The 26,023-nt window shown below is 39.8% G+C and carries 21 protein-coding genes and 1 other annotated feature; of the genes, 17 read left to right on the forward strand and 4 right to left on the reverse strand.

What is annotated here, in order from left to right:
• The first annotated feature begins 2 nt into the window (after positions 1-2).
• Entirely contained in the window at positions 3-590 is a 588-nt protein-coding gene (gene yihA, locus IGK53_RS05530; protein ID WP_002329304.1) for a ribosome biogenesis GTP-binding protein YihA/YsxC, read from the forward strand.
• Positions 591-667: 77 nt separating this feature from the next.
• On the opposite strand, the gene IGK53_RS05535 is transcribed toward yihA, so the two are convergent.
• Entirely contained in the window at positions 668-823 is a 156-nt protein-coding gene (locus tag IGK53_RS05535; RefSeq protein ID WP_002329303.1) for an SPJ_0845 family protein, read from the reverse strand.
• Between the two features lie 136 nt (positions 824-959).
• On the opposite strand from IGK53_RS05535, the gene IGK53_RS05540 reads away from it, so the two are divergent.
• The 5 genes from IGK53_RS05540 (at position 960) to IGK53_RS05560 (ending at position 6,279) form a co-directional block, all read left to right on the forward strand.
• Positions 960-2,288 carry a hypothetical protein gene (locus tag IGK53_RS05540; protein ID WP_002329302.1) on the forward strand — a complete coding sequence of 443 codons (1,329 nt, stop codon included), beginning with the start codon at positions 960-962 and terminating at the stop codon, positions 2,286-2,288.
• Positions 2,289-2,298: 10 nt separating this feature from the next.
• Positions 2,299-2,508, forward strand: coding sequence for a hypothetical protein (locus IGK53_RS05545; RefSeq protein WP_002297541.1), 210 nt, complete (start codon positions 2,299-2,301; stop codon positions 2,506-2,508).
• A gap of 158 nt (positions 2,509-2,666) precedes the next feature.
• Positions 2,667-3,419 carry a DeoR/GlpR family DNA-binding transcription regulator gene (locus IGK53_RS05550; protein WP_002329301.1) on the forward strand — a complete coding sequence of 251 codons (753 nt, stop codon included), beginning with the start codon at positions 2,667-2,669 and terminating at the stop codon, positions 3,417-3,419.
• The gene (gene pfkB / locus IGK53_RS05555) at positions 3,416-4,330 is read left to right on the forward strand and encodes a 1-phosphofructokinase (protein WP_002329300.1); all 915 of its coding nucleotides are present in this window, start codon (positions 3,416-3,418) and stop codon (positions 4,328-4,330) included. Before IGK53_RS05550 ends, pfkB begins: the two co-directional genes overlap by 4 nt.
• 17 nt (positions 4,331-4,347) lie before the next feature.
• Positions 4,348-6,279 carry a PTS fructose transporter subunit IIABC gene (locus tag IGK53_RS05560; RefSeq protein WP_002306502.1) on the forward strand — a complete coding sequence of 644 codons (1,932 nt, stop codon included), beginning with the start codon at positions 4,348-4,350 and terminating at the stop codon, positions 6,277-6,279.
• Between the two features lie 105 nt (positions 6,280-6,384).
• Here IGK53_RS05560 and IGK53_RS05565 read toward each other — a convergent pair whose 3' ends face one another.
• Positions 6,385-7,944, reverse strand: a complete 1,560-nt coding sequence (locus IGK53_RS05565) for a ClC family H(+)/Cl(-) exchange transporter (RefSeq protein ID WP_002329299.1) — start codon at positions 7,942-7,944, stop codon at positions 6,385-6,387.
• 154 nt (positions 7,945-8,098) lie between these two features.
• On the opposite strand from IGK53_RS05565, the gene pcrA reads away from it, so the two are divergent.
• From pcrA to IGK53_RS05605, 8 genes are all read left to right on the forward strand, one after another.
• Complete coding sequence (pcrA, locus tag IGK53_RS05570) at positions 8,099-10,336, forward strand: DNA helicase PcrA (RefSeq protein WP_002329298.1); 2,238 nt, start codon at positions 8,099-8,101, stop codon at positions 10,334-10,336.
• A 16-nt stretch (positions 10,337-10,352) separates the two neighbouring features.
• Positions 10,353-12,389, forward strand: a complete 2,037-nt coding sequence (gene ligA / locus IGK53_RS05575; RefSeq protein WP_002306506.1) for an NAD-dependent DNA ligase LigA — start codon at positions 10,353-10,355, stop codon at positions 12,387-12,389.
• Between the two features lie 105 nt (positions 12,390-12,494).
• Positions 12,495-12,800: an Asp-tRNA(Asn)/Glu-tRNA(Gln) amidotransferase subunit GatC gene (gene gatC / locus IGK53_RS05580; RefSeq protein ID WP_002288477.1), complete on the forward strand. Its 306-nt coding sequence runs from the start codon at positions 12,495-12,497 to the stop codon at positions 12,798-12,800.
• Positions 12,800-14,272, forward strand: coding sequence for an Asp-tRNA(Asn)/Glu-tRNA(Gln) amidotransferase subunit GatA (gene gatA / locus IGK53_RS05585; protein ID WP_002297528.1), 1,473 nt, complete (start codon positions 12,800-12,802; stop codon positions 14,270-14,272). Before gatC ends, gatA begins: the two co-directional genes overlap by 1 nt.
• The gene (gene gatB, locus IGK53_RS05590; protein ID WP_002297526.1) at positions 14,269-15,699 is read left to right on the forward strand and encodes an Asp-tRNA(Asn)/Glu-tRNA(Gln) amidotransferase subunit GatB; all 1,431 of its coding nucleotides are present in this window, start codon (positions 14,269-14,271) and stop codon (positions 15,697-15,699) included. Before gatA ends, gatB begins: the two co-directional genes overlap by 4 nt.
• Positions 15,700-15,708: 9 nt before the next feature.
• Positions 15,709-16,764, forward strand: a complete 1,056-nt coding sequence (locus IGK53_RS05595; RefSeq protein ID WP_002292050.1) for a diacylglycerol kinase — start codon at positions 15,709-15,711, stop codon at positions 16,762-16,764.
• A gap of 110 nt (positions 16,765-16,874) precedes the next feature.
• Positions 16,875-18,248: a 23S rRNA (uracil(1939)-C(5))-methyltransferase RlmD gene (gene rlmD, locus IGK53_RS05600; protein ID WP_002329297.1), complete on the forward strand. Its 1,374-nt coding sequence runs from the start codon at positions 16,875-16,877 to the stop codon at positions 18,246-18,248.
• A 2-nt stretch (positions 18,249-18,250) separates the two neighbouring features.
• Entirely contained in the window at positions 18,251-18,379 is a 129-nt protein-coding gene (locus tag IGK53_RS05605; RefSeq protein ID WP_002295229.1) for a 30S ribosomal protein S9, read from the forward strand.
• Positions 18,380-18,950: 571 nt separating this feature from the next.
• On the opposite strand, the gene IGK53_RS05610 is transcribed toward IGK53_RS05605, so the two are convergent.
• Together IGK53_RS05610 and IGK53_RS05615 are read right to left on the reverse strand one after the other, a co-directional pair.
• Complete coding sequence (locus IGK53_RS05610) at positions 18,951-20,735, reverse strand: ABC transporter ATP-binding protein (RefSeq protein ID WP_002329296.1); 1,785 nt, start codon at positions 20,733-20,735, stop codon at positions 18,951-18,953.
• A gap of 14 nt (positions 20,736-20,749) precedes the next feature.
• Positions 20,750-22,471, reverse strand: coding sequence for an ABC transporter ATP-binding protein (locus IGK53_RS05615; RefSeq protein ID WP_002342581.1), 1,722 nt, complete (start codon positions 22,469-22,471; stop codon positions 20,750-20,752).
• A gap of 98 nt (positions 22,472-22,569) precedes the next feature.
• On the opposite strand from IGK53_RS05615, the gene IGK53_RS05620 reads away from it, so the two are divergent.
• The 3 genes from IGK53_RS05620 (at position 22,570) to IGK53_RS05630 (ending at position 26,004) form a co-directional block, all read left to right on the forward strand.
• Positions 22,570-23,331 carry a MerR family transcriptional regulator gene (locus IGK53_RS05620; protein WP_002329294.1) on the forward strand — a complete coding sequence of 254 codons (762 nt, stop codon included), beginning with the start codon at positions 22,570-22,572 and terminating at the stop codon, positions 23,329-23,331.
• Positions 23,332-23,455: 124 nt separating this feature from the next.
• Positions 23,456-23,687, forward strand: a binding site (T-box leader).
• 92 nt (positions 23,688-23,779) lie between these two features.
• Positions 23,780-24,916 carry a 5-methyltetrahydropteroyltriglutamate--homocysteine S-methyltransferase gene (locus IGK53_RS05625; protein WP_002329293.1) on the forward strand — a complete coding sequence of 379 codons (1,137 nt, stop codon included), beginning with the start codon at positions 23,780-23,782 and terminating at the stop codon, positions 24,914-24,916.
• A gap of 77 nt (positions 24,917-24,993) precedes the next feature.
• Entirely contained in the window at positions 24,994-26,004 is a 1,011-nt protein-coding gene (locus IGK53_RS05630; RefSeq protein WP_002329292.1) for an alpha/beta hydrolase, read from the forward strand.
• The last annotated feature ends 19 nt before the right edge of the window (positions 26,005-26,023 follow it).

Here is a 26,023-nt window from a genome sequence, read left to right on the forward strand (position 1 = left end):
CCATGAAAGTCCATCAAGCTGAAATCATCATAAGTGCAGTGTCCCCAAAACAATATCCAGAGACACAATTGCCGGAAATAGCTCTGGCAGGGCGATCAAATGTAGGGAAATCTTCTTTTATCAACACATTGATTGATCGAAAGAATTTAGCGCGTATTTCCGGTAAGCCTGGAAAGACCCAGACCTTGAATTTTTATTTGATTGAGAATGCATTGCATTTTGTCGATGTTCCAGGATACGGGTATGCAAAAGTATCCAAAACTGAACGAGCAAAATGGGGAAAGATGATCGAGACATATTTAACGACCAGAGAACAACTACGTGCGGTCGTTTCTTTAGTAGATCTGCGCCATAAGCCTTCTCAAGAAGATATCCAGATGTATCAATTTTTGAAGTATTATGATATCCCTGTGATCGTTGTTGCTACTAAGGCAGATAAGATTCCTCGCGGTAAATGGAACAAGCATGAAAGCGAGATCAAAAAAGCATTGGATTTTGATCATAATGACACATTTATTCTTTTTTCTTCCGTTACAAAACAAGGAAAAGAAGAAGCATGGGCAGCAATCGAACAAGCAATCGAATCATAAAAAGAATAAAAAAGACTTACCAGTCAAACTCTTCCATAAAAGTTTGGCTGGTAAGTCTTTTTTTTGCAGAACTTATCTTACTTTTGTTTCTTGTCTTTTTTCTTTTCTTTTTGTGGTTGCGGTTTTAGAAACCGATCGATTTCTTCTTTTGGCGCAACTGTTTTTTTCGGATCGACAGCAAATGATTCGAAAAGTTTATCTAAATTGTCTGTACGTTCAAATTTCAATCCCATCGCGAACACCTCTTTGTTCCTTTTTTACTTAGTTTACCATGTAATACCTAAAATTGGTTTCCAAGACAAAAAGTTTTAGTTTTTCTTTATCATTCGTTATAATTAAATTATAAAAAGATTTGAAAGAGGTGAGAAAATGATTGGTGAAGATAAATTATTAATGACTATCCAGCTCACAAACTTAGATGATGAAGAAAAAAAACAGGAAATAAGCGATTGGGCTGTTTTGACACGTCTGTTGATCCAGCCAACATTTATCCGCTCTTTCACTAAACAAGCGGACCCGTATAATCTTAGGAAACTGCAAGAAAAAATAATGCTCGCATCGGTAAGAGACGAAAGCTGGTTAGTTGTAGGGAATGACGAGAACGAGTGTAGTTTTCGTTTGGAAGGCAATCAATTGTTGATAAAAAATGTATTGGCTATCTCTGTTTTCAAAGAAAACCAGTTTTTGATTCGAGATTTCATTCAGAAAAAAATGATTGCCCATGGTGTGTTTGCTTATATGAGAGCGTATAGCGAGTTTATCTATCACAATACAAAACAGATTCCCCAGCGGCTGCTGTTTGAGACGATGGATGAAATCGAACGTTTACCTAAAATGAAACAGAAAAATGGCGACGTAGTAGTGGATTGCAATCAATTTCCAGGCTACGATCTTTTTTATCAAGGCTTATGTTTTACCTCATGCTGGGAAATGTATTACAGTCACTATTACCATCAGATTATCCCAAAACCGATTTTTCTCGATACACAACAAGTAGAAAAAGTGAAAGAATTAGATAATGAAGTCATATATATCCAGCTTTATCGAGACCCATTCAATTGGCAAAAAACAAACAATCAGCTCTTCCAATCCTATTTTAGAGACCAGCTTGGGTTTGACCACCTTGCTTGGGATAACGGCGTGGGATTGTTGAAACCACCATTTGTTGAATACATTTATACTGATCATACGATTCAATCTGTCCAGTATCAAAATGCGCAGATGCAACCTGTTCCAAAAAAAAATGCCTCGTTCTTTGTAACGAAAAGTTATGATATTCAAGGAGGAAATTATAAAGAAAGACGTGTCCGCGGAACACTGAATGCTCAGGCGTATTTTCCTTGGGTTGACGAGAATCGCGCGCGCATGATGTGCTATAAGATCATCGATCCGACTGTTGCTTTGGACAATGGAATCGAAGCGTATTGTTATTACATCAGGGAATATCTAGAAGTAGAGGTAACAGATGAGAAATATCAAGATTATCTTTTATCATTAAGAATCTATGTTCCTTCTGAAGCACTGCCGGATTTACCGTTAAAGGAAATCAAACACAGGCTCTCTGATATTGCCTTCAAACGAATAAAGAAAAAACGGCGTAGTGTCCAATTTGATGTCAAGAAAGGCGAGAAGCATCTGCGTGTGCAGTTTTTAGATTATCGCGAATTAGAACAATTGATTACTTTACAAAAAATATGAGGTGAAGAAAATGGATAAACAACTTTATTATCGAATAATGGTTCCAGCATCATTATTATCCGTCTGTCTCTTTTTTGTTCCTAATTTTCCTATTCGATCAGTCATCGGTTTCTTGGTCATGTTTGGTGGGATGGGACTTTATTATTACCTTCTTCATAAGGAAAGAAAACCTGCTACTGTTTATATGAAAAAAACAAGAAGCGAAAATAACAAACGATAAAACAGTTTGATAATAGTCAAATAAAGTAGGAAACCAGTCAAAAAAAGACTGGTTTTTTATTTTTTGACTGATTTATAATTTTTGTGAACGTTTTTGACTGATTTGTATTGCGAGTCTAAAAAAAATATGCTATTATTTGTATTGAGGTGATCGTGAAAATGCTTACAGAGGAACGCAGACAAAAAATCCTAGACTTGCTTGAACAGCAGAAAATCGTGAAATCACAAGATCTTGTATACCTTTTGAATGCTTCAGAATCAACGATAAGGCGTGATTTGCAAGAGTTGGAGAATGGTGGTTTTCTAGAAAGAGTCCATGGCGGCGCTAAGAAAGAGCAATTATTGAATTTTGAGCAGAATATGAGCGAAAAATCACTCAAAAACATTCATGAAAAACAGCAGATCGCCAAATTGGCAGCTGAAACCATTAATGACGAAGATGTCATCTATTTAGACGCGGGCTCGACTACTTTAGAAATGATCCCTTTTTTACAAGGAAAACAAATCACAGTGGTGACAAATTCCGTTCAACATGCGGCAAATTTAGTTGATTTGGAGCTTGGTACGATCATTTTAGGTGGAACGATCAAGCTGTCAACCAATGCTGTTTTAGGATCTAATGCGATAGAACAACTAAAACATTTTCATTTCAATAAAGCGTTTATGGGAATGAACGGTGCGCATATCGAGCAAGGATTCACGACTCCGGATCCAGAAGAAGCAGCTGTTAAACGTTTAGCCATGAAAAATTCTGAAGAGACATTTGTATTGATTGATCATACTAAATTCAACCAGTTGTCTTTCACCTCTGTTGCACCTTTGGAATCAGCCACGATCATAACCGAGCGTTGTCCATTAGAATTCATCAATGAATTCCGTGAAAAGACAACAATTAAGGAGGCAATACAATGATTTACACAGTAACACTTAATCCATCAATTGATTATATTGTACGCGTAGATGGGTTAAAACTAGGTGATTTGAACCGGATGAAAGAAGACTTCAAATTGCCTGGAGGAAAAGGGATCAATGTTTCCCGTATTTTGAAACGGATCGATTCTCAATCTACAGCACTAGGGTTTTTAGGAGGATTCACTGGCAAATTTATTTCGAAGTGGCTTGAAAAAGAACAAATCAACTCTTTGTTCACACACGTGCAAGAAGATACAAGAATCAATATCAAACTAAAATCAGATACTGAAACTGAAATTAACGGTTTAGGTCCAGCTATTTCAGACGAAGAAATCAATGAATTGAAGCAAGCGCTAGGGACAGTAGAACAAGGAGACATCGTCGTATTGTCAGGAAGCGCGCCAGCCAGCCTACGAAAAGGATTTTATCAAGAACTGATTGATATCATTCGAGAAAAAGGTGCAGATTTCGTAATCGATACAACAGGTGATGATCTAAAAAATGCACTTGTTAAGAAACCGTTGTTGATCAAACCAAACAATCACGAATTAGCTGAGCTTTACAATACAACCTTCCAATCTGTAGAAGAAATCATTCCGTATGGAAAAAAATTACTAGCTGAAGGGGCACAGAATGTGCTGATCTCAATGGCTGGAGACGGCGCTTTGCTCTTTACAGAACAAGGAACTTATAAAACGAATGTATTGGTTCGCCCATTGAAAAATTCAGTAGGTGCAGGGGATTCAATGATCGCCGGTTTTATTGGTGCTTACAGCCGGACAAAAGATCCGATCGAAGCCTTTAAATGGGGAGTTGCTTGTGGAAGCGCAACGGCTTTTTCTGATGACTTGGCAGCTCGCGAACTGATTGATGAGTTATTGCCAGAAGTTGAAATCACAAAAATTGATTAGTTTCAAGGAGGATAATCATGAATATCAAGGATTTAATGGTCAAAGAAGCAATGATCATGGATTTGCAAGCGACTGATAAAAAAGGCGCGATCGATGAAATGGTCCAAAAAATGTTTGATGCCGGCCGGATTTCCGATATCGACACATATAAAGAAGGAATTCTAGCTCGTGAAGCACAAACCTCTACAGGTCTTGGTGACGGAATCGCCATGCCTCACGCGAAAAATAGTGCAGTCAAAGAAGCAACAGTTTTATTTGCAAAAAGCCAAAAAGGTGTAGATTATGAAGCATTAGACGGACAGCCAACTTATCTGTTTTTCATGATCGCAGCTCCAGAGGGCGCGAACGACACACACTTGCAAGCATTAGCAGCGCTATCTCGATTGCTGATTGATGCAGATTTTGTAGCGAAATTAAAAGAAGCAAGTACACCAGAAGAAGTCCAAGACTTGTTCCAAACAGCTGAAGAGCAAAAAGAAGCAGAAGAAAAAGCAGAACAAGAAACACAAGCTGCAGAAGCTTCTGCTCATCCAGAAAGAAAATTCGTTGTTGCCGTTACAGCTTGCCCAACAGGAATCGCTCATACTTACATGGCAGAAGATGCTTTGAAGAAAAAAGCGAAAGAAATGGGAGTGGAGATCAAAGTCGAAACGAACGGTTCAGAAGGAATCAAAAACCGTTTGACTGCTGAAGACATCGCTCGTGCAGAAGGCGTGATCGTTGCAGCAGACAAAAAAGTAGAGATGAACCGTTTTGACGGAAAAGAATTGATCAATCGTCCAGTCAGTGATGGTATCCGTAAACCAGAAGAGTTGATCAATCTAGCCCTTAGTGGTACTGCACCAGTATTCCATGGTGACGGAAAAGAAAATAGTTCAGAAGAAGGAAACGCGGATGGTACTGTCGGACAAAGAATCTATAAAGATTTGATGAACGGCGTATCACACATGTTACCATTCGTTATTGGTGGAGGAATCGCTATTGCTCTTTCTTTCATGATTGACCAATTTATTGGCGTGCCGCATGACCAGTTATCGAATCTGGGGAACTACAATCAAGCTGCTAGCTGGTTCAACCAAATCGGTCAAGCTGCATTTGGGTTCATGTTACCGGTATTAGCTGGATTTATTGCTTCAAGTATCGGCGACCGCCCTGGTTTGATTGTTGGATTTGCTGCTGGTGCATTAGCTAATACAGGTGGCGCAGGATTCTTAGGTGCACTGATTGGTGGATTCTTGGCTGGTTATGTCATCGTATTTTTACGTAAATTATTCAAGAACTTACCAAAATCATTGGATGGAATCAAAACGATCCTCTTTTATCCAGTGTTTGGCTTACTGATTACTGGTTTCCTGATGTTGCTGGTCAATGTCCCTATGAAAGCAATCAATGATGCATTGAATGGTTTCTTGACAAGTATGAGTGGTTCGAATGCTGCTTTACTTGGTGCATTATTAGCTGGAATGATGGCGGCAGATTTAGGCGGTCCAATCAACAAAGCCGCTTATGTATTTGGTACAGCAACTTTAGCTACTACTGTTGCCACTGGCGGAAGTGTTGTGATGGCTTCTGTTATGGCTGGAGGAATGGTCCCTCCATTGGCGATTTTCGTTGCTACACGTTTGTTCAAAAATAAATTCAGCAAAACAGATCAAGATGCTGGTTTGACGAACATCGTGATGGGACTTTCGTTTGTCACGGAAGGATCGATTCCATTTGCAGCAGCTGACCCGATTCGTGCCATTCCGAGTTTTATTATTGGTTCTGCTTTAACTGGCGGATTAGTCGGTGCTTTCGGAATCAAATTACTGGCTCCTCATGGCGGAATTTTTGTTGTATTCTTACTGAGTCACCCAATCATGTATTTGGTGTTTATTGCTATCGGAGCAGTCGTCTCTGGTGTGATTTATGGTTTATTGAGAAAAGCTCCTGCAGTAGCAGAAGCATAGAAATAAAAAGAAGAGACTGGGGAAATCCAGCCTCTTCTTTTTTTGTAGAGTCAAAGTAGTATAGATGAGTAGTTGTTGTGCCATAAAATAGTTCTTCCCGGTTCGTTAAAATGATTGCTTCAAATTTGTGATCGAAGATTTTGCCTCGATTTCTTGCTTGATTCTTGGTAAGTTTGCTTCATCAGTCAAGATTACCAAAATATCTCCTACATTCATGATAGTATCACCGTGAGTCAAGATTTCCTGATTTCCTCTGCGTATAGAGATTAGCAGCATATTTTTAGGCCAATTGAAGTCCCGCACCATTAATCCGTCTAAAGAACTCTCTGCCGTTACTGGAAAATCAAAAGTTGTCCTGGCACCTTTAAGAGCGGGGGTCTGATTATTTCCAAGTAAACGTTCCAACAATGATTCGTAGATCGGATTCCCTCCGAGAAGATCATTGACGATATAAGCAACAAGAGCAGCCAACCCTAAAGGCATCAGATGATTGAGAGAGCCAACCATTTCTGTCACTAAAATAATTGCTGTCAGCGGTGCTTTCCCAATTGCTGTGAAATAACCAGCCATGGCAATCACGACGAAATCCTTGATGTAGATTGGATCCATCCCGAAATCAACCATGATGTTTCCATAAAAGCTACCGATTAAAGCACCCAATGTCAATATCGGAAGGAAAATCCCTCCTGGAAGACCACCACCATAAGAAATCATGGAAAAAACGAATCGAAGAACAAACAAACCGATAATCATAATGATTGGCAATGAAGCATGTCCAAAAGCTAAAACGATTTGATTGCCTCCGCCTAGCGTACTAGGCCATAAATAACCAATCGGCAAAATCAGCAAGAAAGGAACGAATCCATGAAAATAAGCTGGTAAAGGCAATCGGTTGTAAAATTTTGGCAATGCCAGCAGGACCTTTTGATAAATAAAACCTAAGACGCCTAGAAGTACGCCTAATACCACCAAAGAACCATAATATTTCAACGGCAAAGAAGGAAGATCGCCTAGATATAAAACTGGTCTTAAGCCAAAAAAATAAAGAGAGACAAAGTTAGCCGTGATGGCCGCAGCAAAAGATGTCAGCCAAACAAGAGGAGAGAAGGAGTGATGGATTTCTTCTAAAACAAAGAGTAATCCTGCGATAGGAGCATTGAATGCTGCTGCAAGTCCGCTACTTGCTCCGCTAGAAATCAAAATCTTTTCTTCTGAAGATGGACTCCGAAACAATTGTCCAGCTCCTTGTCCGATAGCTGCGCCAAGCTGTATAGAAGGGCCTTCTCGACCTAGAAAAAGTCCTGCACCAACTGAAAGTACACCACCAATGAACTTTTTCCATAAAACAGAGAACCAGTTCATTGATAATTCCCCTCGAAGCTGTCCTTCTACTTGTGGAATCCCGCTTCCTTTGATATCCGGTTCATTTTTGACCAGATAACCCACAAAAAATGCTGCAAGGATGCAGCAAATGGCCATGCCAACTAAGTAAATCGGCTGTTCCCGACTTATTTCATAGATGCTTCGAACAAAATCGCCTAACTTTTCGATCGATAAACGAAACAGGCTAACCACGATTCCTGTCAGTAGTCCAACGAATATTCCTTTTAGAATAAAATATATCTGAGTTTTATCTAATTTCTTGATTTTTCCTTTTTTTTCCATTCAAACGCCTCGCTTTCTTTTAATTTAGCGCGAAATCAACGAATTGACAAGGAGAAATCCATAAAAAGAAACAAATGATTTTGAATTAGCTAGTTTAATGAAAGCCAAGAAAATGCTATAATTAACAAGATTGATAAAAGAAAGGATGTTGTTAATGTCATCCAAAGCTGAATTATTAAACGGGATGAACCCCCGTCAGAAAGAAGCTGTTCTTCACACTGACGGACCATTATTGCTGATGGCAGGTGCGGGAAGTGGAAAGACGAGAGTGTTGACGCATCGTATTGCCTATTTGATTGAGGAAAAAGAAGTCAATCCTTGGAACATCCTAGCGATTACTTTTACCAATAAAGCTGCAAAAGAAATGAAAGAACGTGTCAATGCGATTCTCGCATCTGGAGGCGAAGATGTCTGGGTATCGACTTTTCACTCAATGTGTGTGCGTATTTTAAGAAGAGATGTTGATTTTATCGGGTATAACCGGAACTTTACGATCATCGACTCTTCTGAACAGCTGACCTTGATGAAACGGATACTGAAAGAACTGAACATTGACCCGAAAAAATATGATCCTCGCAGCATATTAGGAACAATCTCCCAAGCAAAAAATAGCTTGCAGACCCCTCAGGATTTTGCAAAAATGCAAGGTAGTTATTACGAAGAGATTGCGGCAAAATGTTACGCTGCTTATCAAAAAGAGCTTCAATACAATCAATGTATGGACTTTGACGACCTGATCATGAATACGATCCGGTTATTTGAAGAACATCCTGATTCACTCACATATTACCAAAACAAATTCCATTATATTCATGTAGATGAGTATCAAGATACAAACCACGCACAGTATACGTTGGTCAATTTATTGGCAGGTAGATTTAGAAATCTATGCGTAGTGGGAGATGCAGATCAAAGTATCTACGGCTGGCGCGGTGCAGATATGCAGAACATCTTGGATTTCGAAAAAGATTATCCAGATGCTGCAGTGATTTTGCTGGAACAAAACTATCGCTCCACGAAAAACATTCTTAGCGCGGCAAACCAAGTCATTGAAAACAATAGCAATCGAAAACCAAAAAACTTGTGGACAGAAAACAAAGAAGGAAACAAGATCACTTACTATCGTGCAGATAATGAACGAGACGAAACCCGTTTTATCGTAGACCGGATGCAAGAAGAGATACGAAGCAATCATCGAAATTACGGCGACTTTGCCATTTTGTACCGGACGAACGCACAATCTCGTGTAATGGAAGAAACCCTGTTGAAAGCAAATATTCCTTATAAAATGGTTGGAGGGCACAAATTCTACGATCGTAAAGAAATCAAAGATATTTTAGCGTATTTAAATGTGCTGGCAAATCCTCAAGACTCAATCAGTTTTGAGCGTATCGTTAATTCGCCCAAACGAGGCATCGGACCAGGATCTATCGAAAAACTACGCAGTTTTGCTTCTCTCCATGAATGGCCGCTGCTTGAAGCAGCCCAAAATGTGGATCTGGCAAATATCGGTGGAAAAGCAGGCCAGCAATTAGGTGCATTTGGAGAGATGATTCAAGAAGTCACGCAGATGATCCCATACTTGACAGTGACAGAATTGACGAAAGAGGTTTTGGATCGTAGCGGTTACCTGGAAGATTTAAAAATCCAAAATACATTAGAAGCACAAGCGCGCATCGAAAACTTGGAGGAATTTTTAACGGTCACACAAGAATTCGATAAGCAGTTCGAACAGCAAAATGAAGAAGATGCTGATGCACCAGAAGAAAAACTAACGGTCTTCTTGAACGATCTGGCACTTGTTTCTGACATTGACAATTTAGAAGAAGACGCTTCGCAAGTGACATTGATGACGTTGCATGCAGCCAAAGGATTAGAATTTCCAGTTGTATTCCTGATTGGTCTAGAAGAAGGTGTTTTTCCTTTATCTCGAGCATTGATGGAAGAAAGCGAACTGGAAGAAGAACGTCGTCTCGCTTATGTGGGAATCACGCGAGCAGAAGAAGCGTTGTATTTAACCAATGCTTTCTCCAGAACATTATATGGACGGACGCAATATAACCGACCTTCTCGTTTTGTAGAAGAAATCGATCAAGAATTGCTAGAAATCGAGGGCATGCGTCCTACGCCTAAAAAAACACCTGTATTCGCTAAAAAAATAGCAGCATATAGCTATAAACAGCCAGAGACAGCGGTTGTTTCCTCTAAAAGTGCCACTGGAGGGGAAAAGAACAGCTGGAAACCTGGAGATAAAGTCAAACATAAAAAATGGGGACTAGGAACAGTCGTCCGAGTAAGTGGGACGTCGAAGGATCTAGAACTAGATGTGGCTTTCCCAAGTCAAGGAGTAAAACGTCTTTTGGCTGCCTTTGCGCCAATTGAAAAAGCTTAGTAGTGGAGGGTAAATGATGGAACATGAAATGACGATTGACGAAGCTGCTAAACGAGCAGAAGAGCTTCGTACAAGATTGAACCAATGGTCTCGCGAATACTACGTAGAAGATAAACCAACAGTGGAAGACTATGTTTATGATAAAGAATACGCAGAATTAGTAGCAATCGAAGAACAATATCCTGATTTGATCACGTCGGATTCTCCCACTCAACGAGTAGGCGGAAAAGTATTAGAAGGGTTTGAAAAAGTCACTCATGATATTCCGCTTTACAGTTTGAACGACGTTTTCAGCAAAGAAGAGCTGATAGCTTTTGATCAACGTGTACAAAAAGCAGTGGGACGTGTAGTCGATTATTGCTGCGAACTAAAAATAGATGGTCTTTCCGTCTCTTTGCGTTATGAAGATGGGAATTTCGTTAGAGGAGCGACTCGTGGGGATGGGACTGTAGGAGAAAACATCACTGAAAACCTAAAGACTGTCCGATCAGTCCCAATCAAATTAAAAGAACCGATGAACATCGAAGTAAGAGGCGAATGTTTCATGCCAAAACGTTCATTTGTTCAATTGAATCAAGACAGAGAAGCAGAGGGAAAAGATATCTTTGCGAATCCTCGGAATGCCGCAGCCGGTTCCTTGCGTCAGTTAGATTCTAAAATCACAGCGAAAAGAAATCTGGATACTTTCTTATACACAGTAGCTGATTTCGGTCCTATGGAAGCAAAAACACAGTATGATGCACTAGAAGAGCTAGAAAAAATAGGATTCCACACGAATCGGGAAAAACGTCTATGTCATTCGATTGACGAAGTATGGGCATACATTGAGGAATATCATGATAAACGTGTAGATTTGCCCTATGAGATTGATGGGATCGTCATCAAAGTGAATGAGTTCTCGCTGCAAGATCAACTTGGCTTTACTGTCAAAGCACCACGATGGGCAACAGCTTATAAGTTTCCCCCAGAAGAAGTTGAAACACTGATCGAAAACATCGAATGGACAGTCGGACGAACGGGGGTAGTGACGCCAACGGCTATCATGACGCCGGTCCGAGTAGCAGGAACGACAGTAAGCCGTGCCAGTCTGCATAATGGGGATTATATCAAGTTGAAGGATATCCGCTTGAAAGATACAGTTCTGATTTATAAAGCGGGAGATATCATTCCAGAAGTTTCGCAAGTCGTGTTGGATAAACGACCTAAAGACAGCGAAGAATACCAATTACCTACACATTGTCCAGTTTGTGGAAGTGAACTTGTCCATTTGGATGAAGAAGTAGCGCTACGGTGCATCAATCCTAAATGCCCTGCTCAAATGAAAGAAGGCTTGAACCACTTTGTCTCAAGAAATGCGATGAATATCGACGGGTTGGGCCCGCGTGTGCTTGAACAGATGTATGACAAAAAACTAGTCGCAGATGTCGCTGATCTTTATAAATTGACAGAAGAAGAGTTATTGACGTTGGACAAAATAAAAGAAAAATCAGCAAATAATATTTTGACAGCAATTGACAACAGCAAAGATAATTCGGTCGAGCGGTTGATTTTCGGGTTAGGAATCCGACATGTCGGAGCGAAAGCAGCAAAAATTTTAGCAGAACATTTTGGTGATCTAGAGACATTGAGTAGAAGCGACTATGAGTCGATTATTGCGCTCGATACGATCGGTGATATCATTGCCGACAGTGTAGTCACTTATTTTAGTAACGAAGAAGTCCATGAATTGATGAATGAATTAAAACAAGCAGGCGTCAATTTCGAATACAAAGGGCTTCGAAGTACCCAATTGCAAGAAGTCGAGTCGCCTTTTAAAGAAAAAACAGTAGTCCTTACTGGTAAACTAACACGATTGACTCGTGAAGAAGCAAAAGAGACGATCGAAAATCTTGGCGGGAAAGTGACTGGTAGCGTATCGAAAAAAACGGATATCGTGGTAGCAGGAGAAGATGCTGGCAGCAAGCTAACCAAAGCACAAGAATTAGGAATCGAAGTTTGGACAGAAGATCAAATGGCAGAAGCATTGGCTAAAAGCCACTCAGCAAAAGAATAAATATTGAGTTTTTTCAGACAAATTTCAATAAATAATTTCAGACAGAGCACTCTTATGTTAAAATAGAGAGCAAAGTTTTTAACTCGTTTAGAAAGAAGGGGTAGTATGGCGATTAGTGAAGAACAAGTGAAACACGTTGCCAAATTAGCAAAACTTGCGTTCGCAGATGAAGAACTTGCAAGTTTTACCGACCAATTAGGTAAAATCATCGATATGGTGGAAATGCTGGAAGAAGTAGATACGGAAGGTGTTCCATTTACGTCGAATGTTGTCGAAACAGTAAACGTGATGCGACAAGATCGGGCGCAAGCTGGATGGAACCGTGATGAATTATTGAAAAATGTGCCGGAAACAGAAGACGGCTTTATCAAAGTTCCCGCAATCATCGATAATGGGGAGGCTGGCGCATAATGACAAAATTACACAATCGTTCTCTAGAGGAACTACATCATATGCTTGTATCAAAAGAAATCACTGTACAAGATTTGACAAAAGCAACATTTGAACGAATCAAAGAAACAGAGCCTGAGATCGAAGCATTCATCACATTGAATGAAGAAAAAGCATTGGAACAGGCAAAAGCTTTAGATGAAAAAGGGATTGATGAAAGCAACATCCTTGCTGGAATTCCGATTGGGATCAAGGATAATATCGTAACAAAAGATATCTTGACAACCGCTGCATCTAAGATTCTTTACAATTTTGAACCAATTTATGATGCAACGGTCATGGATAAAATCTATCAAGCAGATATGATCCCTGTTGGAAAACTAAACATGGATGAATTTGCTATGGGCGGAAGTACGGAAACTTCTTATTTCAAGAAAACAAAAAATGCTTGGGACCAAACAAAAGTACCTGGTGGCTCTTCCGGTGGTTCTGCAGCAGCAGTAGCAGCTGGACAAATCCCAGTTTCTTTAGGTAGTGATACGGGGGGAAGTATCCGCCAGCCAGCAGCTTTCAACGGCATTGTAGGAATGAAACCTACTTATGGCCGTGTCTCACGTTTTGGTTTGATTGCCTTTGCTTCATCTCTTGACCAAATCGGACCAATGACCCGTACGGTGAAAGATAACGCATTAGCATTAACAGCTATCAGTGGTTATGACGAAAAAGACGGTACTTCTTCAGGCGTTTCAGTTCCTGACTTTGCAGAGGGACTGACCGGTGACATCAAAGGAATGAAGATTGCTTTACCTAAAGAATACTTAGGCGAAGGTGTGGCCCCTGGCGTAAAAGAAGCTGTATTGAAAGCAGCAGAAACATTCCGTTCATTAGGTGCTGTTGTGGAAGAAGTCAGCTTACCACATTCAAAATACGGTGTGGCTGTTTATTATATCATTGCCTCATCAGAAGCAAGTTCCAACTTGCAACGTTTCGATGGTATTCGCTATGGTTATCGCTCTGAAAACGTGAAATCATTGGATGATGTATATGTCAACTCACGTTCAGAAGGATTCGGTGAAGAAGTAAAACGCCGTATCATGTTAGGTACATTCTCATTAAGTGCGGGTTATTATGACGCTTACTTCAAAAAAGCAGGACAAGTCCGTACATTGATCAAACGAGATTTTGAAAAAGTCTTTGCAGATTATGACTTGATCATCGGACCATCTTCACCAACAGTGGCATTCGGAATCGGTGAGAACATCAACGATCCAATCACGATGTACATGAGTGACATCTTAACGATCCCTGTCAACTTGGCTGGACTTCCAGGTATGTCTGTACCGGCAGGATTGTCAGAAGGATTACCAGTTGGATTGCAGATCATCGGTAATTATTTTGATGAAAAAACGATGTATCAAGCGGCATATGCGTTTGAACAAGCAACAGAATTCCACACACAACAACCAGCTATTTTAGGAGGGAAAGACGAATGAATTTTGAAACAGTCATTGGACTAGAAGTCCACGTCGAGTTGAAAACCAACTCAAAAATTTTCTCTCCAGCGCCAGCTCATTTTGGTGCAGAACCAAACAGCAATACAAACGTGATTGACTGGGGTTATCCAGGCGTGCTGCCAGTAATGAACAAAGCTGCGCTGGAATTCGGGATGAAAGCCGCTTTGGCATTAAACTGCGAAATCTCTAAAGATACTCATTTTGACCGGAAAAATTACTTTTACCCAGATAATCCGAAAGCATATCAAATTTCCCAATTTGATCAACCAATCGGTCATGATGGATGGATCGAAATCGAAGTAGAAGGCAAGAAGAAAAAAATCCGGATCGAACGAGTCCATTTAGAAGAAGATGCTGGGAAAAACATGCATGGTATCGGCGGTTATTCTTACGTTGATTTGAACCGACAAGGTACGCCTTTGATCGAAATCGTTTCTGAAGCTGATATGCGTTCACCAGAAGAAGCATACGCTTATCTAGAAGCATTGCGTTCAATCATCCAATTTACAGAAGTCAGCGATGTGAAAATGGAAGAAGGGTCTATGCGTTGTGATGCGAATATTTCTCTCCGCCCTTATGGACAAGAAGAATTCGGTACGAAAGCAGAATTGAAAAACTTGAACTCTTTATCTTTCGTGAAAAAAGGTTTAGCTTTTGAAGAAAAACGACAAGCAAAAGTTCTTCTTTCAGGAGGAGAAATCCAACAAGAAACACGCCGTTTTGACGAAACAACGAATAAAACAGTTTTGATGCGTGTGAAAGAGGGTTCTAGTGATTATCGTTATTTCCCAGAGCCTGATATTCCGAAATTCGTGATCGATGACGAATGGATTCAAAAAGTAAAAGCTAGTTTACCTGAGATGCCAGCTTCTCGTCGCGAACGCTATATCCGTGAATTTGGTCTTCCGGAGTATGACGCAATGGTATTGACACTTACAAAAGAAATGTCTGATTTCTTTGAAGCTGTTTTGGAAAATGGTGCAGATGCCAAGCAAGCATCTAACTGGTTGATGGGTGAAGTTTCTGCTTACTTGAACAGTGAGAAACTGGAATTAGCTGAGACAAAATTGACACCTGAGAACTTAGCAGGAATGATTCGTTTGATCGCCGATGGAACGATCAGCTCAAAAATCGCCAAAAAAGTCTTCCGTGAATTGATCACAAATGGCGGAGAAGCGCAAGAAGTTGTTGAGAAAAATGGTTGGGTACAATTATCTGATCCTAGCAAACTTCTTCCAATCATTAATGAAATCTTGGATAACAATCAACAATCTGTCGATGATTTCAAAAATGGAAAAGATCGTGCGGTTGGCTTCCTAGTCGGTCAAATCATGAAAGCAACTAAAGGGCAAGCAAATCCTGGTGTCGTGAACAAGCTGCTTAAAGATGAATTAGCGAAACGCTAGAGGCTGAAAATGAAAAAAGCACGCGTAATTTATAACCCTACCTCGGGAAAAGAATTATTGAAAAAAAATTTGGCGGATATCCTGCAGGCATTAGAAGAAGCAGGATTTGAAGCCAGCGCCTATGCCACTACACCAGAACCTGATTCAGCCAAGAATGAAGCACGCAGAGTTGCAGAACTAGGTTTTGATCTAGTAGTGGCAGCTGGGGGCGACGGAACGATCAACGAAGTGGTCAATGGGATCGCTCCGCTTGAACACCGTCCTAAAATGGCCATTATCCCAGCCGGTACGACGAACGACTATGCTCGAGCATTAAAAATTCCTAGAGATAATATTAAAGCAGCAGCAGAAGTAATAAAAAAACACCAAACAGTAAAAATGGACATCGGTCTTTCTGATAGCAGTTACTTCATCAATATCGCTGCAGGCGGCTATTTGACAGAATTGACTTATGAAGTTCCATCAGAACTAAAGAGTATTTTTGGTTATCTTGCCTACCTTGCGAAAGGAGCAGAGATGCTGCCTCGAGTAAAGCCAATCAAAATGCGCTTGAAGTATGATGAAGGGGAATATATCGGAAATGCTTCGATGTTTTTCCTAGGGCTGACGAACTCTGTTGGAGGATTCGAACAGATCGCGCCAGATGCCAAATTGGATGATGGCAAGTTTTCTTTGATCATTGTGAAGACAGCAAATATCTTTGAGATCTTGCATATTGCGGCACTCATGCTGAATGGCGGTCGACATGTCGATGATCCAAGAGTAATCTATACCAAAACAAGCAGTTTGTTCGTCGAAACAGAAGATGATATCAATCGACCAGTAATGATCAACTTAGATGGTGAATATGGCGGGGAAGCACCGATGCATTTCCAAAATCTTCATCAACACATTGAGTTCTTTGCCAATACCGATCAGATTCCTGATGAAGCAATCACAGGCACAGATGAAGAAGAATTAGAGGTTGTCAGCAAAGAATTCGTAAAAGAAGTCGAACGTTTAACGGATGAAGATATCGACGGTGACGGAAAAATAGCAGACGAAACACCTAATCAAAAGAATTAATCAAAAGCCGGTGCTGAACGTAGTAAGGTCAGTGCCGGTTTTAGTTGTGTAATTAGCTGATTTATAGTAGAGTTCAGTAGGATTGAAAAATAGGATTAAAGGAGCAAAATATGACAGAACAGCAAATAGTAAAGAAAAACGAACGATATACAGTCGAAATCGTCGACTTGAGTTATGAAGGAATGGGGGTAGCAAAAATCGATGGTTATCCATTGTTTATCGAAAATGCACTCCCTGGAGAAGAAGTAGAAATACTAGTAGTGAAAGCAGGCAATAAGTTTGGGTATGGGAAAGTCGAAACATTTATTACACAATCTCCTGATCGCCAGCCTGTAGAAAACAATGCATTACTTCGCACAGGTATCGCACCTTTAGCCCATTTGAAGTATGAACAACAGCTTGTCTTCAAACAAAAACAAGTAGAGCATGTAATGGCGAAGATTGCTAAGATGCCAGAAGTTCCTGTACTTCCAACGGTCGGAATGGTAGAACCATTCGGCTACCGTAATAAAGCACAGATCCCTGTTCGCCGTATCGATGGACAGTTAGCCACCGGTTTTTACAAAAAGAATAGCCATGATCTAGTCCCTATCGAAGATTTTTATATCCAAGATCCTGTCATCGATCAAGCAATCAAAGTAGTCAGAGATATCTTGCAACGGTTCCAAGTACGAGGATATAATGAAGAAAAAAATGAAGGCCAGCTTCGTCACATCATTATCCGTCGTGGTCATTATTCCCATGAAATGATGGTCGTTTTAGTTACTCGTAAAGAAAAATTCTTTAAATCCAAGGAAATTGCCGAAGCCATTCATGAAGAATTGCCAGAAGTGGTTTCGGTCATCCAAAATATCAATGAAGAAAAAACAAATGTGATTTTAGGAGACAAAGGAAAAGTTTTATATGGCAGAGACTATATCGAAGATCAGCTATTAGGAAAAACCTATCGAATCTCAGCAAAGTCATTTTATCAAGTAAATACTCAACAAGCAGAGTATCTGTACCAAACAGCCATCGAGTTTGCTGAGTTAGATAAAAAAGACATTGTGATCGACGCTTATTCAGGAATAGGTACGATTGGCTTGTCTTTAGCAGACAGAGTGGATAAGGTGTATGGGATGGAAGTTATTCCAGAAGCAATTGAAGATGCACAGTTCAATGCTTTAAATAATAAAATCGAAAATGTTCATTATGAAGTCGGAAAAGCAGAGAAAGTCATGAAAAAATGGCAAGAAAAAGGGATTAAACCATCTGTGATCGTAGTTGACCCTCCACGAAAAGGATTAGATCATCATTTTATTGAATCAGCAATCGAAATGTCACCAGAACGAATCGTCTATATCTCGTGTAATCCGGCAACTTTTGCAAGAGATGCTAAGTTATTTGCAGAAGCAGGTTATGCCGTGAAGAAAGTTCAGCCTGTAGATCTTTTCCCGCAAACCCATCATATCGAATTAGTCGCTTCATTCGTTAAAGGAGAATAAAAATGGACCAAAAAGAAAAAATGAAAGAATTGATCAAAAAGAAACAAGGTGGAGGCCGATCCAAACAAATGGAAACACCTAAGAATGATCGTAAAAACATGAGAAAAGGCCCTAAGATCTTTAATAAGTAATATGGTTAAAAAAGGATGGGGAACGATGATCTTGATGATCGTTCCCCATCCTTTCACTATTTAAATCCTCATACACTTCGTTTCATGTTTTTGACAATGATACAACCTAAAAAAGACAAAGAAAGAGTGAACAAAATGCCGCTATACTCCACGTTTTTTGGTAATTCAATCGGCTGTTCGTGAAAAAGTCGTTGAAAATGAGGGGTTAAAAAAGTCATGATGACAAAAGAAACAAGAAACGTAGCTGCATTTAGAAAAGCTTAGAAAAACTCATGAAAGCCATCAGAATTGCTCCTGCTGACTGGAAAGCTACATACGAGGCCATTCCAAAATATTTAGCTGATTGCATTCAGATATTTTAACATTTTTTGTGTTCAACCAGTAATGAGACAAAGAGGCTGGGATAGAAGCGTTTAACTCCAAGTAATAAGAAGGAATTCACGAAAATTGCTTTTTCAAATTTTTGTTAATTTCAGCTTATTTCCGAAGGAGTTGCTTCTGCTTCCGCCGTTTATACGTGTTTAGAGCGTGGGACAAAAGTGTTCTTTACTTTTGTCCCACGCTCTTTTGGCTATGCTGCCTGAAATTGACTATTATAAAGGCTAGCATAAAGCGTTGGTGCTTGGAGTAATTCAGAATGCGTTCCTTTTTCGACGATATCGCCGTTTTTCATTACAAGGATCATATCTGCATTTTCAATCGTTGACAAACGGTGCGCGATAACAAAACTTGTCCTGTCTTTTGTCACAGCCTCCATTGCTTGCTGGATCAATGCTTCTGTTCGTGTATCTACACTAGAAGTTGCTTCATCTAAAATAACGACAGGGGGATTTGCCAGAATGACCCGTGCAATTGTTAATAATTGTTGCTGCCCTTGAGATAACGTACCATTTTCGCTAGAGATGATTGTATCATATCCCTCTGGCAGTGTTCGAATAAAGTGATCACATTGCGCGATTTCAGCCGCTTCGATAATTTGTTCCCTCGTGGCATCCATTTTCCCATAGGCAATATTATCGGCCACTGTTCCTTCAAATAGCCAGGTATTTTGTAAGACCATCCCAAAAGAACGGCGTAGTTCTCCACGCGAAAGCTTAGTAATATCGCGGCCGTCAAAATCGATCTTTCCTTTATTCAGTTCATAAAAACGCATCAGCAGATTGACTAAAGTCGTTTTTCCTGCACCAGTTGGTCCAACGATCGCCACAGTTTGTTTTGGTTTTACTGAAAAATCAACTTGATTCATCAATATTTTATCCGATGTGTAACCAAATTGTACATTTTTGAAAACTATTTTTCCTTCCGGCTCTTCCAAAAGTTTTGCTTCTGGTAGATCCGGAATTTCATCTGTTTCATCTAATATCTCAAAGATCCTTTCGATTGCAGCCATTGCGGATTGGATCGAGTTGATCACATAAGAAGCAGTGGAAATTGGTTCAGAGATCTGATTGATGTACTGAAGGTAAGCTTGTAAGAAGCCAATCGTCACACCGCCAGAAAGAACGAGTATAGCACCGAATACCGCACTTATGATGAAGGCAAGTTGATTGATGAAACGGATTACCGGATAGATGGCAAAGTTCATAAATTGAGCACGTTTAAAAGCATTGTATTGTTTTTTGTTTACTTCATGTATAGAAGCTTCTGCATGAGCTTGCTGATTGAATGTTTTGACCACTAGATTACCAGCTAATATTTCTTCCATCCGATTATTCAAGACACCTAGTTCATATTGGTTTTGTTCAGAAATCTGTTTGTTTTTATTCGCAATTTTAGTTGTAATAATTGAACTTCCAACAATCAGCAATAAGACAAGCAAAGTGAGCTTGCTTTCGATATAAAACAGCATTAGACCAGCAGCAGCTATTGTTACGACAGAAGTGAAAAATTGATTGATACCTGTCAATAACACTTGAGAAAGCTGATTGAGTCCGGTAGTCGTTCGACTGATGATGTCGCCGACTTGATGATTATCAAAAAACGACATCGGCAATGTTTTGAATTTTTTTGTGATTTCTTTTCGCACCCTCAATGTGATCTTTTCGCTTAATGCTGACATTGTACGTTCTTGGATAAATGAAGCAATACTGCTTAGGACTGAGCAGCCGATCAGCAATAAGACAGGGAACAGCAATGCTTGTTTGATATCACTGAGAGAAAGCTGTCCAATACCTGTTTTTCTTATTTGCGACAACAAATCATCAATCCCGATTCCCATGATCAGGGGCATGGCTACAACTAATAGGTTGCCCAACAAACTGCATAGAAACAATCCGTAAAAATATTTATGTTCAGGTTTGATCATTTTCCAAAAACGTATCAAAGCGCGTGTGTTCAACGTTTTTTTCTTTTTCATCGAATCCCTTCTTTCTATATTCCTTGTGATTTGGCAAATTCTTGATATGTTTGACAATTAGACAATAGTTCTTCATGAGTACCTTGTCCTACGATTTTTCCTTCATCTAAAACAATGATGTTATCTGCTTGTTGGATCGTACTGAGACGTTGAGCAACAATCACGAGAGTTTTCTCCGACATGTGTTTATGGAGTGCTGCCCTTAATGCTGCGTCTGTTTTATAATCTAAAGCGGAAAAACTATCATCGAATACATAGATTTCTGCTGGTTTGATCAATGCTCGAGCAATGCATATCCGCTGTTTCTGTCCGCCAGAATAATTAGAACCACCTTGAGCAACAAAGCTATCTAATCCATCCGGAAGAGTGTCCACTAGTTCTTCTAATTGGGCGATCTTGATCGCTTTAGCCAATTCTTCTGGTAAGGCATGTTCATTTCCCATCTGCAAGTTGCTTAAGATCGTACCGCTGAATAAGAAGGCTTTTTGAGGGACATAACTGATGTGTGAGCGGATCTGTTCCTGCGTCATTTGAGTAAGAGGAATACCACCAAGGGTCACTTTTCCTACCGTAGGATCACTTAGTCTCAAGAGAAGTTTTGCTAAACTACTTTTTCCAGATCCGGTCCCGCCAACGATCGCCGTTGTTTTTCCTTTAGGTATTGTAAAATCAATATCTTCTAGAACTGGATCAGAAGTTTCAGTATATTTGAATGTGACATGTTCAAAAGCAGCTGCATTTGTCTGAGCAAAGGATGGTTTAGCAACTGTTTGGATCGTCTCTTCTTTAATTTCGATCTCTGCTTCGAGTATTTCTTCTATTCGTCGTAAAGAGGCGAATGATTTAGGGATAATGACCAGTACCATGGCTGCAATCATCAAATAAGCAAGTGTCAGCATAGAGTATTCCACTACCGCGGTCACGACCCCGATCTGTAACGTCCCGTCTGCCACAAGATTTCCGCCAAACCACAAAATAGAAGCATAAACGATTCCCATGAGTAAAAAAGCAATTGGAGTGACCCAAGCAAAGATTCGGTTCACTTTGATCATTTGACTAGCATAATCTGCAAAGGTCTGATTCGTTCGCTTTTCTTCATATGACTGATTATCAAAGGCACGGATCATATTGATCCCCGTAAAGAATTCTCTCAATGTGATGGTGATCCGATCCATTTTTGGTTGGATACTCAAAGATAAAGGCGTTCCTCGTTTCATCAGTCGGTAAACGATCCATACGTAAAAAACAACAGAGAATAATGTAACCCATGTAAGCAATAGAGAATAACGAAACATCATGAGGATGGTGAAAAAGCAAATAACTGGTGCTGGTAAAATCATTTGGCAAAATAAAACAATCATTTGCTGGACATTATCGACATCATTCGTCATTCTTGTCAAAAGAGATCCAGAACTGAAACGGCTGATATCCTTCATTGACAGTTGTTGGAATTTACGGAAATATTTCTCCCGTGTCTGGAATCCAAACCGAGCGGATGCCAACGCTGAAAAGTAACTAGAGGCAACTGCAGCGATCGTTCCTAGAAATGCTACAAGTAGCATTTCAACGCCGATTTTCTTGATAACAGAGGCTTCGCCACTTGCTATACCTGTGTCGATCAGTTTGGCTACTAATTTTGGTACACCTAATGTACCGGCGATTTGTAAACAGATCATCACAAAGGTAAGGAGAGCGAGTCCTTTGTTTTGCTGTAAGAATTTTTTTAAGATAGTCATATTATTCCTCCTTTTTCCTGATACTTTTCGATTCTATACCTTCAAGTAGCTTGAAGGTCAATAGAAAAAGGAATAAACTAGAAAAGAGGTGAGAAAAAATGAAAAAAATGTACACGATCGGCCAAGTATCAGAACTATTCGATTTGCCAAAATCAACGATTCGCTATTGGGATGAACAGGGCCTGATCCGGTCAAGCAGACAGGAAGAGAATGATTACCGCTTGTTTGATATCGACGATATTTTTATGCTTTATGATATTGTTTTTTATAGAAAATTAGATATACCGATCAAGCAGATGAAGAATTTATATGGTAAAACGCTGACGGAGTTATATGAGACACTTGATGAAACAGAAAAAAGAATCCATAAAGAACTATTGATAATGAAACAAAAACAGAAAGAGATAAGGGCGCGAAAAAAACAGTTGAAATTGATGATCGATACAGACGAGGAAGAATTTCCTATAGAAGAGATCCCTTTTGACTGTATGATCTCAACGGAATTTGAGGATATTGTGGAAATAAAACAATTTCTACCGAACTATTCGAGTTTTGGAATGATGAGTATGCCAGCTTCCAGTTCGCAAACGATGTACGGATTTTTTATCGACCCCAGTGAGATACATTTATTTTCCCAAGATGTGATTTGGAAGAAAAAAGATACGACTGTTTATCGCCGGTTTTTATTGAAATCTGAGATGAACCATGCGGAACGTAATAATATCTTAGAAGTCAGAGAAACAATGCATGAAAAAGGGTGGGAAACAGGAGAAGTGATCGGACAATATCTATTGACAAATACGGACGAAAACAATATCAGAATTGAATATTATCATGCATGGATGGAAATGAAAAAATAGGAAAGAAATATTTAGGATAAGTGGATTGAATGGATGAAAATGAAATGAGAGAGAAACTGCTTGATTTTTTTTATTGAAAAAAGATTGACAAAATGAAACGAAAGTGGGATATTAATTAGCAAATAATGAAGCGTTGAAGAGAAGAGTAGCTGATCGGAAATAAGTACAGAGACCTTGGTAGGTGAGAGCAAGGATTGTTTGGTCAGTGAAGATGAGCTCTGAGTTTTTTGGATTGTTCACGCAATCTAAACGGTAAAGCGACCGATAACTCGCCGGGTATACAATCTGTACCGATGAGGCATTATTTGTGAGAATAATGCAAATAAGGGTGGTAACACGAAGTATTCGTCCCTTTTGTCGTTCAACGGCAAAAGAGGCGGGTACTTTTTTCTTTTTTTGAAAAGCTTCTTACGCTTTGTTAAAACATGATTATTGGAGGAGATTTTTTATGACAATTCGAACAACATCACCATTTCGCTATGACATCGTCGGGAGCTTTTTACGTCCTGAAAAGCTGAAAGAGGCAAGGACTCGTTTTACCGATGGGGAAATCACACAAGAGGAACTTCGAAAAGTTGAAGATGAAACGATCATTGAATTGATAAAAAAACAAGAAGGAGCTGGTTTGAAAGCTGTTACTGATGGAGAGTTCCGTCGCAGCTGGTGGCACTTGGACTTCTTTTATGGGTTGAATGGCGTGGAATTTTATGTGCCTGAACATGGCTATTTCTTTCATGGAGAAGAGACACGTCCTGGTACAGTGATTGTGACGGGAAAAATTTCTGGTACGAACCACCCTTTCGTCGAACATTTTAAATTCACTCAGGCTCATACAAGTCAAGGCATCGAAGTGAAACAGACAATTCCTGCTCCAGCTCAAATTTTAGTGGAACTACTTCGTCCGGATATATTACCCCATGTTCGAAAAGTCTATGAAGACAATCAAACATTGATCAAAGATATCATCGCAGCTTATCGTCAAGTGATCGACGACTTATATGAAGCAGGTGCGCGGACGATCCAGCTAGATGATTGTACATGGGGAGTATTAGTTGCACCACTTCCTAAAGGGTTTGCGGTGGATGAGGGAAAAGATGAAAAAGAAGTTCGTCGGGAACTAGCAAATCTTTATTTAACGATCAACAATGCAGTCTTAACTGACCAGCCGGATGATTTAACACTCAATACACATGTCTGTCGCGGGAATTATCATTCTACTTGGGCAGCATCGGGGGGCTATGACGACGTAGCAGATCCATTATTTACTCAAGAAAATGTCCGTGCCTATTATTTAGAATACGATAGTGAACGTGCTGGGAGTTTTGCACCTTTAGCGAAAGTTTCCGAAGATAAATTAGTCGTATTAGGCTTGATCACAACAAAAAGTGGTGAACTGGAGGAGCGCCAGCAAGTGATTGACCGGATCTACGAAGCGACACGATATCTGCCTTTGGATCGTTTTTGCTTAAGTCCTCAATGCGGATTTGCTTCAACAGAAGAAGGAAATATTTTGTCTGAAGAAGAACAATGGGAAAAGATTGCTTTTGTCAAAAGCATTGCAGAAGAAGTTTGGGGGAACAATTAAATCATGCAGGAGAGCTTGCTAGGAAAGAACACTATGGTATAATCAGAATGCTTAATATTAATTACTGAGGGAGACTTATGAAAAAGAAAATTCTTAAATTTATCGGATGGTTCTTCGGAATCATTCTTGGGATCGCGTTTGCACTCTTTCTTGCCTTTCAGCTTTCCCCCAGACCCGGAGCATTCTTGATCAACCATATGTTTTCAAATACTGTTCAAATCACCGATCAGAAAACGTTCAATCAAGCAGAAAAAAACGTGGCGAAAAAAACAGATTTGACGTACGAGTCCAACTATAAAGAGAATACGTATGATATCTACTATCCAAAAAACAGCAAGGGACCTGTTCCTGTTCTGTTTTGGGTACATGGTGGAGGGTTCGTCGGCGGAGATAAATCAGGTGTCAAGGAATTTGCGACAAAATTAGTATCAGACGCCAACATCGCAGTGGTGGCGATGAATTATGAATTAGCGTCTGATTCAGAATACCCTAATCAAGTTCTTCAAGTGAATGAGCTAGTCAAAGATTTATTAGCTGAAGGCGACGACAAACTGTTAGATATGGAACAACTATTTTTTGGCGGAGATAGTGCAGGTGCACAAATCGCCTTGCAATATGCAGCTCTACAAACAAATGAAGCGTATGCCAAACAGATGAAAATCAAACAGGTACTTCCAAAAGATAGTTTGAAAGGAACCATTTCTTATTGCGGACCCGTTGATTTGAAGCTAACAGCACAGCAACATTCGGATGATCGATTTATGAAGTTCTTCGTCAAAACCGTTGCATGGTCGTTGATTGGAACAAAAGATTGGAAAACGAGCGAGCAACTGAAAGAAGCTAGTGTGGCTGACCATGTTTCTAAGGAATTTCCGCCAACGTATATAACTGACGGAAATGCTTACTCCTTCCAAGAGCAAGGTCAAGCATTAGAAAACCGGTTGACAGAATTAAAGGTACCCGTGCAATCCTTGTTTTATACAGATACAAAAAAAGAGATTACCCATGAATACCAATTTGATTACACGCTAAAAGAATCGCAAAATTGTTACCAGCAGACATTGGATTTTGTGAATAAGTATAAGTAAGAGGTTGTGAAAAAGCCGT

This window comes from Enterococcus sp. DIV1224, from assembly GCF_050555455.1.
GTDB classification, from domain to species: Bacteria; Bacillota; Bacilli; order Lactobacillales; family Enterococcaceae; genus Enterococcus_B; species Enterococcus_B lactis.

Coding starts and splice junctions, on each gene's coding strand:
- yihA (WP_002329304.1), top strand. CDS start 3: ATGAAAGTCCATCAAGCTGAAATCATCATAAGTGCAGTGTCCCCAAAA.
- IGK53_RS05535 (WP_002329303.1), bottom strand. CDS start 823: ATGGGATTGAAATTTGAACGTACAGACAATTTAGATAAACTTTTCGAA.
- IGK53_RS05540 (WP_002329302.1), top strand. CDS start 960: ATGATTGGTGAAGATAAATTATTAATGACTATCCAGCTCACAAACTTA.
- IGK53_RS05545 (WP_002297541.1), top strand. CDS start 2,299: ATGGATAAACAACTTTATTATCGAATAATGGTTCCAGCATCATTATTA.
- IGK53_RS05550 (WP_002329301.1), top strand. CDS start 2,667: ATGCTTACAGAGGAACGCAGACAAAAAATCCTAGACTTGCTTGAACAG.
- pfkB (WP_002329300.1), top strand. CDS start 3,416: ATGATTTACACAGTAACACTTAATCCATCAATTGATTATATTGTACGC.
- IGK53_RS05560 (WP_002306502.1), top strand. CDS start 4,348: ATGAATATCAAGGATTTAATGGTCAAAGAAGCAATGATCATGGATTTG.
- IGK53_RS05565 (WP_002329299.1), bottom strand. CDS start 7,944: ATGGAAAAAAAAGGAAAAATCAAGAAATTAGATAAAACTCAGATATAT.
- pcrA (WP_002329298.1), top strand. CDS start 8,099: ATGTCATCCAAAGCTGAATTATTAAACGGGATGAACCCCCGTCAGAAA.
- ligA (WP_002306506.1), top strand. CDS start 10,353: ATGGAACATGAAATGACGATTGACGAAGCTGCTAAACGAGCAGAAGAG.
- gatC (WP_002288477.1), top strand. CDS start 12,495: ATGGCGATTAGTGAAGAACAAGTGAAACACGTTGCCAAATTAGCAAAA.
- gatA (WP_002297528.1), top strand. CDS start 12,800: ATGACAAAATTACACAATCGTTCTCTAGAGGAACTACATCATATGCTT.
- gatB (WP_002297526.1), top strand. CDS start 14,269: ATGAATTTTGAAACAGTCATTGGACTAGAAGTCCACGTCGAGTTGAAA.
- IGK53_RS05595 (WP_002292050.1), top strand. CDS start 15,709: ATGAAAAAAGCACGCGTAATTTATAACCCTACCTCGGGAAAAGAATTA.
- rlmD (WP_002329297.1), top strand. CDS start 16,875: ATGACAGAACAGCAAATAGTAAAGAAAAACGAACGATATACAGTCGAA.
- IGK53_RS05605 (WP_002295229.1), top strand. CDS start 18,251: ATGGACCAAAAAGAAAAAATGAAAGAATTGATCAAAAAGAAACAAGGT.
- IGK53_RS05610 (WP_002329296.1), bottom strand. CDS start 20,735: ATGAAAAAGAAAAAAACGTTGAACACACGCGCTTTGATACGTTTTTGG.
- IGK53_RS05615 (WP_002342581.1), bottom strand. CDS start 22,471: ATGACTATCTTAAAAAAATTCTTACAGCAAAACAAAGGACTCGCTCTC.
- IGK53_RS05620 (WP_002329294.1), top strand. CDS start 22,570: ATGAAAAAAATGTACACGATCGGCCAAGTATCAGAACTATTCGATTTG.
- IGK53_RS05625 (WP_002329293.1), top strand. CDS start 23,780: ATGACAATTCGAACAACATCACCATTTCGCTATGACATCGTCGGGAGC.
- IGK53_RS05630 (WP_002329292.1), top strand. CDS start 24,994: ATGAAAAAGAAAATTCTTAAATTTATCGGATGGTTCTTCGGAATCATT.